Origin of the sequence: Halobacillus sp. A5 (assembly GCF_024189315.1) — a bacterium.
Lineage (GTDB): Bacteria > Bacillota > Bacilli > Bacillales > Halobacillaceae > Halobacillus_A.
This window is the reverse complement of the sequence record NZ_JAIZEO010000001.1, coordinates 959,020-972,338: the sequence shown is the minus strand read 5'-3', so window position 1 is coordinate 972,338 and position 13,319 is coordinate 959,020. Positions and strand designations below refer to the sequence as shown.

Here is a 13,319-nt window from a genome sequence, read left to right as displayed (position 1 = left end):
CTAAGATCATCAATCTTAGGCCTGTTTCTTTATTTTCCAAAACTCATTCTTTCATAGCGGCCTCTGGTTATTTCATAGATGCCGTAGAGGATTAAACCAACAGCAACCAAACCAAGCAGCCATTGTCCGAAAGGCTGCTGTGACACTTCAGCCAGCGCCCCGTCTAACCCTTTAGAATCGTCGGGGTTAGAGGACAGTGCTGTTTGTATAAAGAAAAAACCAATAAGAGCAAGCACAACGCCCCTGGATATTAACCCCATTTTACCTGACTTCTCAGCCACTCTTCGTTCATGTTCATTCATCTGATGATGATTAAATTTTTTTAAAAACCTTTTTGTAATCCCGCTATAAAACTCTGACGCTCCATACCCAATTACAATAATTCCAAGAACACCGACCAGCCAAGGGCCAAAGGGCTGGCCTAAAAGCATAGCTGAGATCGTTTGTTCAGAATTCCCTCCGCTTCCACCGGCGTGCATCGCAATCTGAAAGGCATTAACAGCCAGAGATCCATAAATCACAGCTCCAATAAGATAGCCGGTCCGGGTGACAATTCCACTCAAGTCTTTACCTTTGTTAGAAGTATCGTATACAGATTTAATAATGACCCATACAATATATCCGATAAGACCAATCCCAATAATCCAAAGCAGCAATTCCCCAAACGGCATAGCGGCAAGAGATTGAAACAACCCTTGTGTACCGGAGGCCTCTTCTCCTGCGCCAACAGCTGCCATGAAAGCAAGCACACCTAATAATGCATATACTATACCTTTTGCCATATGTCCGAAACGTCCGAATCTTCTTATCCAGGGCTTCAGCTCCTCAGAGGTATCCTGATTTTCTAGTTTTCTTTTTCCTCTCGATAAGGTTGTGCTCATTTTCATTACTCCTTCACTCATAGTTACAGCATGTTTTATAAATTCCCTCTTTATTGGTTTACAAACCCAAGAAATCGGCAGCATATGCTGCCGATTTCTGGGAACGTTATGGTTTTAGTATCACTTTAATGTTACCGTCTGTTTTTTTATCAAAAATGTCGTAACCCTTTGCCGCATCTGTGAGATTCATAGTATGAGTAATGATATCAGTAGGGTCGAAATCATTATTCTCAATCATGTCGTAAAGTTTCGGCATTAAATGAATAACCGGCGCCTGTCCCATCGATAAGCTGATGTTAGGGCTGAAAAAATTACCAAGGGGGAATCCGTTCGCTTCGGTACCGTATACACCGGTTAATTGAACGGTTCCGAATTTGCGGATTGCCTGAGATGCTGTAATAATGGGACTTATTGTGCCAAACTGATTGTCATAATCAGACCCAAATTCCTCACCAGGTGAAACGGTTCCATCCATTCCGACACAGTCAATGATCACATCCGCCCCGCCTTTTGTTTCCTCGTATAACACTGAACCAATCTGATCGGTGTTTATAAAGTTAAAGGTTTCAACCTTGTTTGTACGTCTGGCATGGTCAAGACGGTGATCAACTTGATCAACGGCAATCACACGGCTGGCTCCTTTAAGATTAGCAAACTTTTGGCACATCAGCCCTATTGGCCCACTCCCCAGTACGATAACGGTATCTCCTTCTTTTACACCGCTCTTTTCTACACTCCAATAGGCCGTAGGGATGACATCAGATAAGAACAGTACTTGTTCGTCATCCAGCTCACTAACTTCAGGAACCTTAAATGAAGTGAAATCTGCATAGGGTACTCTTAAATACTCTGCCTGCCCTCCAGGGTAACCGCCAAAAGTTTCTGTAAAGCCAAACAGACCTCCCGCGTCGCCGTGTGGATTGGAGTCATCGCATTGACTTTCCATTTGATTTTTACAGAAAAAGCATTCTCCGCAGCCGATATTAAAAGGAATTACGACGCGGTCTCCATTTTTTAACGTTTTAACATTTTTACCAGTCTCTTCAACGACCCCCATAGGTTCGTGACCTACAATATAATCCTCTTTAGGTTCTATACCGTCTTTATATAAGTGAAAATCAGAGCCGCAGATCCCGCTTGCTGTAATTCGGACAATCATATCATCATCTGATTGAATAGATGGAGCAGGCATATCCTTAACCATCATTTTTTTCTTTGCCTTGGTATGTTACAGCTTTCATTGATGTCACATCCTTTTTCAATCTAGTTAAAGGACTATTACCAATAATTAGATGAGTTAAACAACCAAATTTAGAGGGTGATCATAGACGCAGAAGGCATTTTCCCTTATAATCGGAACTGAGTTGAATTTACATACAGATAGGCAAAGGAGAGAGTATAATGTCAAAAAAGCTAGTCTTCGGACATAAAAATCCTGATACGGATACGATTTGCTCAGCCATTGTATATGCGGAATTGAAAAATAAATTGGGTGAAGATGTAGAGGCTGTGCGTCTTGGGGAAGTAAACAGTGAAACTCAATTTGCACTCGACCAATTTAACGTTGACGCACCAAGGTTAGTAAATCAAGTAAGCAATGAAGTAGACCAGGTCATCTTAGTCGATCATAACGAACGTCAGCAGAGCGTTGACGATATTGAAGACGTGCAGGTCACAGAAGTCATCGACCACCATAGAATTGCCAACTTTGAAACAAACGGACCTCTATATTATCGTGCAGAGCCTGTAGGGTGTACGGCTACCATTCTGACAAAAATGTTTAAAGAAAAAGGTCAGGAAATTTCTAAAAATACGGCCGGACTGCTTTTATCTTCGATTATTTCAGATTCGCTGTTATTTAAATCTCCAACATGTACAGATGAGGATATTGAAGTGGCCAAAGAACTTGAATCCATTGCTGGAGTGGATACGGAAGTCTACGGACTGGATATGCTTAAAGCTGGAGCAGATATAAGCGAGTCTTCTGCTGAAGAACTCTTATCTATGGATGCAAAAGAATTCTCAATGGGTGAGTCAAGAGTGGAGATTGCCCAGGTAAATACAGTAGACACCGGAGAAGTACTGCAGCGTAAAGCAGAACTTACGAAAGCCATTAATGAAATTACAGCTTCTAAATCTCTGGATTTATTTGTTTTCGTCATTACGGATATTCTTACAAATGATTCAACGGTAATTGCGATCGGAGAGAAAGCCTCTGCCGTTAATGAAGCGTTTGGAGTAGAGCTTAAAGATAACCAGACGGTTCTAAAAGGTGTTGTTTCCCGTAAGAAGCAAATTGTACCTCCGCTAAATGAACAATTGAATTAATTGAAAAACAGGAAGGACTCTACGATAAGGAGTCCTTCCTGTTTATTTTATCTGTTCCCATTCTTCTCTTAGAATTCCCATTCGAATCGAATCATAGTGCTTTCCTTCATATATTCTGCATTTACGCAGACGACCTTCAAGCTTCATTCCAAGCTTCTCTCCGACTCTCATCATCCGTTGATTTTTGGACCACGTGGTTAATCCGACACGGGCGATAGGAAAACTTGCAAACATATGATCGATCCACAGACGCAGAGCTTCTGTTCCATAGCCTCCGCTCCAGTAGGAAGGGTTATAAATCCCGATTCCGACTTCAAGCCATAAAGAAGCTTTATGCTCCCAATAGTAGGAGACCGTACCAATGATTGAATGATCTACCTCAATCACCAGTCTTGAATCGGGCTCTCCATTTTTCAGTCGTTCTATCCGGGCGTATTCATGACTGCGGTATGTATCAATTGTATGAGGTTCGAGTGGATAATAAGGTGCATCCCATTTCTTCCATTCCGGATCAGAATCTCCATAAATTAATTCGTACAGTTGTGGAATATCATGATCTGTAATACTCCGAAGCAGCAATTGCTCATTTTGTAAATGTATTTTCACAGCGCTCATTTTCAGCCTCTCCCTTGTAAGGGTATGTTAATTCTATCCTATCATAATAAGTAGAGTTAAGGAGGTTTTAGTTAAGCTCATTCGGGTAATTTAAGTTTGTAAGGAGAAAAGGTGATAACATTGTTGAGAATTTACGGATTTTCACGAAAACAAGGATTACAGCATTTCACGAGCATAAGTGAATTGAACAATGCGGAAATGGACTGGTACTGGGTTGATTTTGAAAAACCTTCTAAAGATGAAATCAATTATTTAACCTCTTATTTTAAGTTTCACCCGCTTGCAGTTGAAGACTGTCTTCATGATTTACAGCGTCCAAAGCTTGATTACTATGAGGATCATACCTTTTTTGTGTTTCATGCTCTACATAAGAAGAGTCTGGATCGAAGCGAAATTAACTTGTTCCTTGGAGAGGGATTTGTCGTTACATTTCACAAACAGCCTTCAGCAGAAATTGAAGCCATTGAACGGCTCCTAAAACGAGACGAGGGAGATATGAATCTTGATGAATATTATATCCTTTACCAGCTGCTGGATAAAGTGGTGGACCAGTATTTTCCACTTGTTTATGATATTGAAGACCATATTAATGAAATTGAGGATAATACGAAGAATTTGTCCATGGAACAGCTACTTGAAGAACTCTTTGACCGAAGGAGTGAACTGCTCAAGATTCGACAAACCGTCCACCCGATGAGAGATTTACTCTACCGCATGCTGAACACTCATCATTTGGAAGGGGTTAGGGAGCGTAAAGAGTATTTCGCAGACATTTATGACCATTTGATTAAAGTTGCAGAGATTGTGGGGTCAAACCGTGAGATGACCCAGGATATAAGGGACAGCTACTTGTCTTTAAACTCTCATCAGACGAACCGTACAATGCAGATATTGACTGTGATTTCAGTAATTTTTATGCCTTTAACTTTTATTGTAGGGGTTTATGGCATGAATTTTGTGAACATGCCGGAATTAAGCACACAATCGGGATATTTGGTTGTATGGATTGTCATGATTTCTATAGCAGTGACTATGGTTTTCTGGTTCAAGAAAAAAGGATGGTTTGATTAATATATAAACAACAGAGGTTTTCAGCTAGCAGCGAGTTCTTGTTTTCACTGCAAGCGGAAAACCTCTTTGTTAGGAAATCTGGATATACGGTTGAAACAGGGAAAGGAAAGATACCCGCTTTTCCTAGTCGAAGCAGGCAGGGTTCCCATCTGGATGGGGTTCTGCCGTTTCCAAAAACATTAATGCAGAGAGTATAATTTTCTCTGAGAGTGAGGGTGTATTTCTAACGTCTTTCCTCCATAAAACCTTAGAAACACCTTAGTCGCAGGTGTTTTTAAAAGTTTACAGTACGTCATGGTCCACGTATCGTTCCCCATTTAATTCACTGATAACGTTTACGGCCACTTTTGCACCATCACCAGCCGTAATTATTGTATGCACGCTCATCCCTGCGGCTGTACCTGCTGCCCATACATTTTTACGGCTGGTTCTGCCTTCGGGATCTGTTTCAATTATTTTAGCGACACGGGGCTCAGTTCCTTCTTTTATCGTCAATCCAGCGGTGTCAGCCAGTTTCGTTGACATGCCTGTCGCAAATACAACATGTAAGGCCTCATAGTCCTGTTGATCTGATTGTAAAGTGAAAAAGCCTTCATTCTCTTTTAAGGTGTTAATGTTTTCTTTTACCAGCTTTGTCCCAAACTTGGTCGCTTGACTCTGCCCCTCCTTAAGCAGTGCAGGCCCTTCAATCTCCTTAACCCCGTAATGGTTTTCGATCCATGCTTTTGCAGTAATACTTTTCCCGCTGTCAAAAAGAATGACTTGCTTTCCTGCTTTTGCAGCAAATAAAGCAGCACTTGCCCCAGCAGGACCTCCGCCGATAATAGCAATATCGTACATCATCTTATCTCCTTTCTTCATGAACTACAATAATTATACTGAATCTTCAATCAAATTTAGAATTCAAAAAAAATCCCTGCAGAGCAAAGGGCGGTTGCAGGGGGAGTTCTTAAAAATAAGGAAGAAATACAAACGTGGTAATAAACCATAAGATTGAAAAAAATACAATTAAGTACACGATATATTTTATTTTTGATTGTAGTGGAGACATGGGTTTAGAGTTATCCTTTGCTTTGGATTTTACTGACTCCATCCTGAACGATCTTTTAAACAGATATTGAGGTTTCACTGTTCATCATTGATTCATTATACTGAGAACGGATGCTTATATCTGATATACATCCCCTGCATTCAGCTTGAAAGGTTTCGTACACTTCATCAATGTTTTCTCCATCAATGATCATTATAGCCGGCTGGTCGATATCAACAAATAAAAAGAAAGATAATAGCTTGGATAAATGAGCAGCATCAGCAATTAAATGGTTTTGATGTAAATATATAGTACGATTCGTCTTCGTAGATTGATTATAAATATTGACGATTTGATTAGTCGATAACGGCTGGTTGAATTTAATGTGATAAGAGGATAGTCGGCTCACACTTTTCACCTCCTGTGAGAAAGTATCTTACAATAACACTACCCCGTGCTGTTTTTTACTAAACATGTTTAAATGGATGCTGTGGTTCGATTAACTTGTGGAGCAGCCGCTGCAATGGTATATTTTTTTGAAAAGAGAGGTGATGGTATGCCCAGAGTTACATTGGTAGACGTATTTAAACATCGAATAACTCAAAAATATCTGCGGCGTTCAGGCATACATCATGCCGTTACTGTCGCAGGTCATGCATTTAAATTAGCTGTGAAGAAAGGTGTGTCTCCCGACTTGGCTGCTAAAGCCGCACTGCTTCATGACATGGGACATTACGAATGGTATAAAGATGGAAAATGGGATTATGAAGAATACCGAAAGCATGATATCCACGCCATCAAAGGGGCTGAACGTGCTCATAAATTGCTCATTCGTCTTGGTGAAGACCGACTTGTAGCTAAAGAAGTTTCGCTGGCTGTTCTGCTTCATACGGACAGTTATCTTCCATTTTCACTGTCTGAACAGCGGACGCTCCTTCAAGAGGTAGTAGAAGAAGCTGACCGCATGGATGAACAGCCGCACGGGCTGCACCATTATAATGTGATGACACCGAGTGATGCTGTGAAACGGCTGAATCGTCTCGACCAGAAGATAACTGATTATTACGAAAATAGATTCGAGGGTTAAAAGCACACATATAAGTTATAAGGCGCGCATATTTTAATTTTGTGGTTTTTTTAAATCACAATGATTGCTTAGCTTCTGGAGGAAAGGAAGATGCCTTATGACGATTCATTTTTTTATTTATACGATTAGTGTGTCCATTACAAAAAGTACTGTTAAACCATTTAACAAAACTCATAAAGATATTGAAGAAAAATTATTGAACCGAAAAGCCGAATATCGAAATCTGTATTAATATAATCTTTAATAAAACAGGTCCTCTCTTGATGGTTTCGAGGGAGGACTTACTTAATGTTTTGTAATTTACAGTAATTTTAGTTAAGGTCATAGAAAGACCTATATTATTGAAAGTAGGAATGAAAATGAACTTACATAGAAAACCGATCCCAGTTTCAGAAGCTGTGGAACGTGTGATGAATTGTTCAACATCATTAAAGTCTGAGAAAATTAATTTAAATAAATGTGACCAGCGCATATTAGCTGAAGATATAGTTGCCACTCATGCAATACCGCCTTTTGACAAGTCGCCATACGATGGCTTTGCTATTAAAGCAGAGGATACTATTAATGCTGGCAAAGATCGTCCTAAAACGTTTAAAGTTGTTGATGAAATAGGCGCCGGCCATCGAGCAAGCCGGGTCCTGCAAACAGGAGAAGCGGTAAGAATTATGACCGGAGCAGAAATTCCCGAAGGAGCGAATTGTGTTGCCATGTTTGAAATCTGTCAAACCTTCGAAAAAGACGGAGCACCATACATAACAATTAAAAGAAGAATGGAGTCCGGCCAAAACATTATTATAGAGGCTTCAGAAACCAGACAGGGTACCCTGCTTGTAGAGAAGGGAACCTTAATCAATCCTGGAGTAAAGGCTCTGCTTGCAACATTTGGATATGATAAAATAGAGGTCAATAAGAAGCCGGTAGTCGGTGTTTTTGCTACAGGGACGGAGCTGCTGGATGTAGACCAGCCTCTTGAACCTGGGAAAATTCGCAATTCTAATGCGTATATGGTACTATCACAAATTAATAGAAGCGGAGCAGAAGCACGTTATTATGGAAAGCTTGCGGATGAATTTGATCCCTGCTTTAATGCTATAACAGCTGCTCTGGAGGAAGTGGATGTGCTAATTACCACCGGCGGCGTTTCTGTCGGGGATTACGATTTGATGCCTGCCATATATGAGAAACTTGGTGCTGAAGTATTATTTAACAAAATTGCCATGAGGCCTGGCAGTGTAACAACTGTAGCTAAAGCCGGGGACCGGCTGTTATTTGGATTATCCGGGAACCCATCTGCCTGTTATGTAGGATTTGAATTATATACTTATCCATACCTTCAGAAATTGATGCAGAACCAAACGCCTTACCACCCCGTAGTAACAGCGGCTTTAGGTGAAGATTTCGGCAAACCTAATCCTTTTACCAGGTTTATACGGGGGTATGTGTCTTATGAAAAAGGCAAAGTTGTCGTTTATCCTGCCGGGATGGATAAATCAGCGGTAGTTACCTCTCTTGCTCATACAAACGTATTTATTGTTTTAAAAGGTGGTACGAGAGGTTACAAAAAAGGAGAAGAAGTTCAAGCGGTTCTGATTGAAGATCAGAAAGGAAACGAAGCTTTTCAATTAAATGGCTAAGAGAAAGGGGAACGTGATCTATGGTTGATTATGTCTTAGACCAACATGACCGCCCGATGAAAGACTTGCGCATATCGGTCATCGATCAATGCAACTTCCGCTGCACCTATTGTATGCCGGCCGAAATATTTGGGGATGATTATCGATTTATGCCGGAGTCAGAGCTGCTGAGCTTCGATGAAATCATCCGCCTCGTTAAAATATTCGCTCAATTCGGCACAGAAAAAGTCCGAATAACAGGGGGAGAGCCCCTGATGAGAAAAAACATCGATCAGCTTGTAGCAAGAATTAAACAAGTGGAAGGGATCAAAGATGTAGCTATTACAACTAACGCCGTCTTCCTTGTACGTCAGGCCGAAAAGTTAAAGCAGGCCGGCCTTGATCGGGTTAACATAAGCTTAGATGCCATAGAAGATGAAATATTTAAACAAACTAATGGTCGTGGAATAAAAACTAAGCCCGTTCTTAAAGGAATTGAAGCTGCCAGAGAAGCAGGACTGCCCATTAAAATAAATATGGTAGTTAAAAAAGGTATGAATGAAAGCCAAATTCTCCCTATGGCCCGGTATTTTAAAGAAACCGGTGATACCCTGCGTTTTATTGAATTTATGGATGTGGGCAATCATAATGGATGGAATATGGAGACGGTTGTACCGAAGAAAGAAATCATCGAACTCATTAATGCTGAAATGCCATTAAAACCAGTTGATCCCGAGTACTATGGAGAAGTCGCTAACCGTTATCAGTATGAAGACGGCTCTGCTGAGATTGGTGTCATATCTTCAGTTACAGATGCTTTCTGCAGTACATGTACCAGAGTCCGCCTCTCAGCAGACGGGCATTTATTCACTTGTTTATTTGCTTCCGAGGGCTATGATATTCGCACGATGCTTCGTGATGACGAACCTGATGAAGCAATCATCTCAAGGCTGATTCAAATTTGGACAAAACGGGATGATCAGTATTCTATTGATCGGAAAAATGGAAAACCGGTTAAGAAAAAAATTGAAATGTCCTATATCGGGGGATAAATGAACGGGCTCTTTAAACAAGAGTCCGTTTTTGTCTTGTCAAAACTATTAAAAACTTATAAAATCCATATAATGATTGTGTAATCTAACCGATGCTTTCTAAGGAGTTCCATTATGGTACCAACATATAAAAAAAGCTTCACAAAATTTTTTAACCGCCTCACTCCATTTCAAGTAATCGTATTATTTTACTTTACTGCTGTATTGGTTTCTACGTTGTTAATCAGTCTCCCTTTTTTACATAGAGGGGGAGTTGAGTTAGGGTTTATCGACATATTGTTTACTGCCGTAAGTGCGGTAAGCGTAACTGGATTAAGCGTCTTTTCCACTGCTGATACATTCAACACAGCAGGTTATTTCGTATTGATGTTCATTCTGCAATTCGGAGGAATTGGAGTAATGACATTAGGTACATTTATCTGGCTGATGCTTGGAAAGAAAATTGGTTTAAAGAGGAGAGAGTTGATTAAAACCGACCAGAATCGAAATACGTTTTCCGGCATGGTGAAGCTGATCAGGCAGATTTTATTATTAATTCTCCTAATTGAAGCTGTCGGTGCTGTTATATTAGGTGTGTATTTCACGCAATATTTTCCAACTCTTGGAGAGGCATTTGTCCAGGGAATGTTTGCGTCAATAAGTGCGACAACTAATGCAGGGTTTGATATAACCGGTACATCTCTGGAAATGTTCAGTGATGATTACTTTGTCCAATTTATAAATATTTTACTGCTTACTTTAGGTGCAATAGGTTTTCCTGTTCTTATTGAGGTAAAAGATTACCTTACGAAGAAAAAGAATGCTTATATTAATTTCTCATTATTTGCTAAATTAACTTCTATTACTTTTGGGGCATTGGTGGTTATTGGGGCCATCCTTATTTATATTCTTGATAGGAATCATTTTTTTCAAGGAATGTCCTGGCATGAAGCTTTCTTTTATTCACTGTTTCAGTCCGTCACTACGAGGAACGGCGGTCTTGCCACTATGGACGTAAGTGATTTCAGCTCGCCTACCTTGCTTGTTATTTGTGTACTAATGTTTATTGGTGCCTCTCCAAGCAGTGTGGGAGGAGGAATCAGAACGACTACATTCGCCATTACTCTGCTTAGCGTTATTGCTTATGCCAGGGGAAAGAAAAACGTAAGAGTCTTTAGAAGAGAAATAGATCCCGATGATATATTCCGATCTTTCATAGTCATTAACACAGCTGTTACGATAACAGGCGCAGCTATTATTTTATTGAATTATTTTGAGCCTCAGTTCTCCCTGCTTGAACTGTCTTTTGAAGCTTGTTCTGCTTTTGGTACGACAGGTTTATCCATGGGGATTACTTCAGAATTAGAGACAGCTGGCAAAATTATTATCATTTCCCTCATGTTTATCGGCCGAATTGGCATATTCTCATTTCTATTTATTATAAGAGGGAAAGTAAGAAAAGAAAATTATCACTATCCAAAGGAACCAATGATTATCGGCTGATGGCGGAGATAGAGCAAATGAACCTTTTTGCTCTATTTGCTTTCGTCCTCTATAATAATGATAGAATTCCAATCGGAGGTGCCAGGAGTAATGAAAACATTTAAACTTGTTTCCCTGGATATAGTAGAAGAGAAGAATGAAGATATCACTCAGCGCCGTATCAAATTAAATGATGGTCTCATTATTAACCGGGAAGATGACCGGGGCCGCTGGGTAGTAGAAGCTTTTGTAGAAAAACTGTACGAGGGCTATTTTCATGAAATTCTCACAAATTCAGAAGAACTGCTGATTCAGGTGAAAATTACTAAGAAAAGTAATCAGCCAGCGACCTTCTTGGCGAAAGTAATTGATATGAATAAAATTGGAGAAGACATGAATGTTATCTTTATGGGCACCATGGTTGACCGCCAGAGGGAAAATATCGAGAAAGTACTCAAAACTCTTCTTGACGAGGGCTATCAGGGAGAAGATTTATTAGAAGAATTTAAGAGAAGAGGCGAGGAGTCCGGTTCTTAGCTTCGTCTTACATAATAGAGAGTAGAAGGGGCTTGTGTGTATATGTGGGTGAGAAAGCGAAAATGGAGATGGATCAATGAATTATCTCCGTTTCAAATGATTGCGCTGTTTTACTTATTTGCCGTTACGATTTCATCCATATTGATTGCTCTGCCTATAGCCCACAGGCCTGGCGTAGAACTATCATTTATCGACATTTTGTTTACGGCTGTAAGCGCAGTTAGTGTAACAGGGTTAACTACAGTACCTATCTCAGAAACCTTTAGTGTGCAGGGTTATTTTATTCTTGCCTTTGTTCTTCAATTTGGCGGAATAGGTGTAATGACCGTAGGTACTATGATCTGGCTGGTATTAGGTAAGAAAATTGGGTTGAAAGAACGCCGATTGATTATGACTGACCAGAACCAAACGTCCTTCCAGGGTATGGTGAGAATGGTTAAGCAGATTGTGGTCGTTGTATTAATTATAGAGTTTATTGGTTTTTTAACATTAGGTACTTACTTCTTACAGTATTATGGGCCTGGCGAAGCGTATCTACAAGGTTTCTTTGGGGCGATCAGTGCAATGACAAACGGAGGTTTCGACATTACCGGGAGTTCGCTTACGCCTTTTAGTAATGACTATTTTGTGCAATTTATTAATATGATTCTCATTGTGGCAGGTGCCATAGGTTTTCCTGTATTAATAGAAGTTAAACAATATTTGTTCAACAATAAGGATATTCAGACTATTCAATTCTCATTATTTGCAAAGCTGACCTCGTTTACTTTCTTTGCACTTATTATCTTCGGTGCTATTATGATTGCTCTGTTGGAGTCTAATCATTTCTTTGCTGATAAAAATTGGCACGAAATTTTTTTCTACTCCCTATTTCAATCCGTTACAACACGCAGTGGCGGCCTTTCTACATTGGACGTAGGAGATTTTGCTGAACATACCCATGTGTTTATGTCCTCACTTATGTTTATAGGCGCATCGCCGAGCAGTGTAGGCGGAGGCATACGAACGACAACATTCGCCTTAGTTGTTATATTTATTTTGACCTTTGCCCGAGGGGAGAATAACATCCGGGTGTTTAGAAGAGAAATCCACCATGAGGATTTAAATAGAGCAGTGGTGGTTACGATTATGGCGTTATTTACGGTGTTCCTGGCGATTCTGGCGCTATCCATTACGGAGGATTTTTCATTAAACGAAATTATATTTGAAGTATGTTCTGCGTTTGGAACGGTAGGCTTATCGCTGGGAATTACTCCGGAGCTGACAAGTTTTGCCAAAGTGTTAATAATGATTTTAATGTTTATAGGCAGGATCGGTATATTGACCTTTTTATTCAGCTTTCACAATGACCGCAAAAAATCAAAATATCATTTTCCTAAAGAAAGAATCCTTATTGGATAGTCAAACAGCTGTCTCCTGTTAGTGGAGACAGCTGTTTTTTTTACAAAAATTATTGAATTAGCAGTAGAATGCTGCACCTACGATGATTAGTAGAATGAACAACACGACGATTAACGCAAAGCTGCTTCCGGGTCTAGGACATCTGCGTCCGTAACCGCCGTATGGGCTGTTTGCATAAGGACTATTTGCGTAAGGACTGTTTTCGTACATCATCTCACCTCCTGAATGATTACCTTTATAGCC

14 protein-coding genes and 1 pseudogene are annotated in these 13,319 nt (G+C 40.1%); 9 read left to right on the top strand and 6 right to left on the bottom strand.

The window, feature by feature from the left end; genetic code table 11:
* Positions 1 to 29: 29 nt before the first annotated feature.
* Both LF822_RS05095 and LF822_RS05090 read right to left on the bottom strand, forming a co-directional pair.
* Positions 30 to 881 (bottom strand): DUF1206 domain-containing protein, encoded by an 852-nt coding sequence (locus LF822_RS05095; protein ID WP_253922860.1) that lies wholly within the window; start codon positions 879 to 881, stop codon positions 30 to 32.
* Positions 882 to 987: 106 nt separating this feature from the next.
* Positions 988 to 2,122 (bottom strand): annotated as a pseudogene (locus tag LF822_RS05090) (alcohol dehydrogenase catalytic domain-containing protein).
* 160 nt (positions 2,123 to 2,282) lie between these two features.
* On the opposite strand from LF822_RS05090, the gene LF822_RS05085 reads away from it, so the two are divergent.
* Positions 2,283 to 3,209 (top strand): manganese-dependent inorganic pyrophosphatase, encoded by a 927-nt coding sequence (locus LF822_RS05085; protein ID WP_253922859.1) that lies wholly within the window; start codon positions 2,283 to 2,285, stop codon positions 3,207 to 3,209.
* A 42-nt stretch (positions 3,210 to 3,251) separates the two neighbouring features.
* On the opposite strand, the gene LF822_RS05080 is transcribed toward LF822_RS05085, so the two are convergent.
* The gene (locus LF822_RS05080) at positions 3,252 to 3,824 is read right to left on the bottom strand and encodes a GNAT family N-acetyltransferase (RefSeq protein WP_253922858.1); all 573 of its coding nucleotides are present in this window, start codon (positions 3,822 to 3,824) and stop codon (positions 3,252 to 3,254) included.
* A 120-nt stretch (positions 3,825 to 3,944) separates the two neighbouring features.
* Between LF822_RS05080 and corA the strand changes: the two genes are divergently transcribed.
* Positions 3,945 to 4,895 (top strand): magnesium/cobalt transporter CorA, encoded by a 951-nt coding sequence (corA, locus tag LF822_RS05075; protein ID WP_371925853.1) that lies wholly within the window; start codon positions 3,945 to 3,947, stop codon positions 4,893 to 4,895.
* Between the two features lie 282 nt (positions 4,896 to 5,177).
* On the opposite strand, the gene LF822_RS05070 is transcribed toward corA, so the two are convergent.
* A complete protein-coding gene (locus tag LF822_RS05070) occupies positions 5,178 to 5,735 on the bottom strand; it encodes an FAD-dependent oxidoreductase (protein ID WP_253922856.1) in 558 nt (185 codons plus the stop codon).
* Positions 5,736 to 6,001: 266 nt separating this feature from the next.
* Positions 6,002 to 6,334: a hypothetical protein gene (locus tag LF822_RS05065; protein WP_253922855.1), complete on the bottom strand. Its 333-nt coding sequence runs from the start codon at positions 6,332 to 6,334 to the stop codon at positions 6,002 to 6,004.
* 147 nt (positions 6,335 to 6,481) lie between these two features.
* Here LF822_RS05065 and LF822_RS05060 point away from each other — a divergent pair, with 147 nt between their 5' ends.
* From LF822_RS05060 to LF822_RS05035, 7 genes are all read left to right on the top strand, one after another.
* On the top strand, positions 6,482 to 7,012 hold the full coding sequence (locus tag LF822_RS05060; protein WP_253922854.1) for an HD domain-containing protein: 531 nt from the start codon (positions 6,482 to 6,484) through the stop codon (positions 7,010 to 7,012).
* Positions 7,013 to 7,109: 97 nt separating this feature from the next.
* Positions 7,110 to 7,244, top strand: coding sequence for a hypothetical protein (locus LF822_RS22775; protein WP_256521527.1), 135 nt, complete (start codon positions 7,110 to 7,112; stop codon positions 7,242 to 7,244).
* Positions 7,245 to 7,371: 127 nt separating this feature from the next.
* Complete coding sequence (locus tag LF822_RS05055) at positions 7,372 to 8,646, top strand: molybdopterin molybdotransferase MoeA (protein WP_253922853.1); 1,275 nt, start codon at positions 7,372 to 7,374, stop codon at positions 8,644 to 8,646.
* Positions 8,647 to 8,666: 20 nt separating this feature from the next.
* Positions 8,667 to 9,677 carry a GTP 3',8-cyclase MoaA gene (gene moaA / locus LF822_RS05050; protein ID WP_253922852.1) on the top strand — a complete coding sequence of 337 codons (1,011 nt, stop codon included), beginning with the start codon at positions 8,667 to 8,669 and terminating at the stop codon, positions 9,675 to 9,677.
* 114 nt (positions 9,678 to 9,791) lie between these two features.
* Positions 9,792 to 11,159 carry a TrkH family potassium uptake protein gene (locus tag LF822_RS05045; RefSeq protein WP_253922851.1) on the top strand — a complete coding sequence of 456 codons (1,368 nt, stop codon included), beginning with the start codon at positions 9,792 to 9,794 and terminating at the stop codon, positions 11,157 to 11,159.
* 90 nt (positions 11,160 to 11,249) lie between these two features.
* Positions 11,250 to 11,675 carry a YwpF-like family protein gene (locus LF822_RS05040; RefSeq protein ID WP_253922850.1) on the top strand — a complete coding sequence of 142 codons (426 nt, stop codon included), beginning with the start codon at positions 11,250 to 11,252 and terminating at the stop codon, positions 11,673 to 11,675.
* A 42-nt stretch (positions 11,676 to 11,717) separates the two neighbouring features.
* A complete protein-coding gene (locus LF822_RS05035) occupies positions 11,718 to 13,076 on the top strand; it encodes a TrkH family potassium uptake protein (RefSeq protein ID WP_253923470.1) in 1,359 nt (452 codons plus the stop codon).
* 57 nt (positions 13,077 to 13,133) lie between these two features.
* On the opposite strand, the gene LF822_RS05030 is transcribed toward LF822_RS05035, so the two are convergent.
* Positions 13,134 to 13,286: a YjcZ family sporulation protein gene (locus LF822_RS05030; RefSeq protein WP_253922849.1), complete on the bottom strand. Its 153-nt coding sequence runs from the start codon at positions 13,284 to 13,286 to the stop codon at positions 13,134 to 13,136.
* Positions 13,287 to 13,319: the final 33 nt, after the last annotated feature.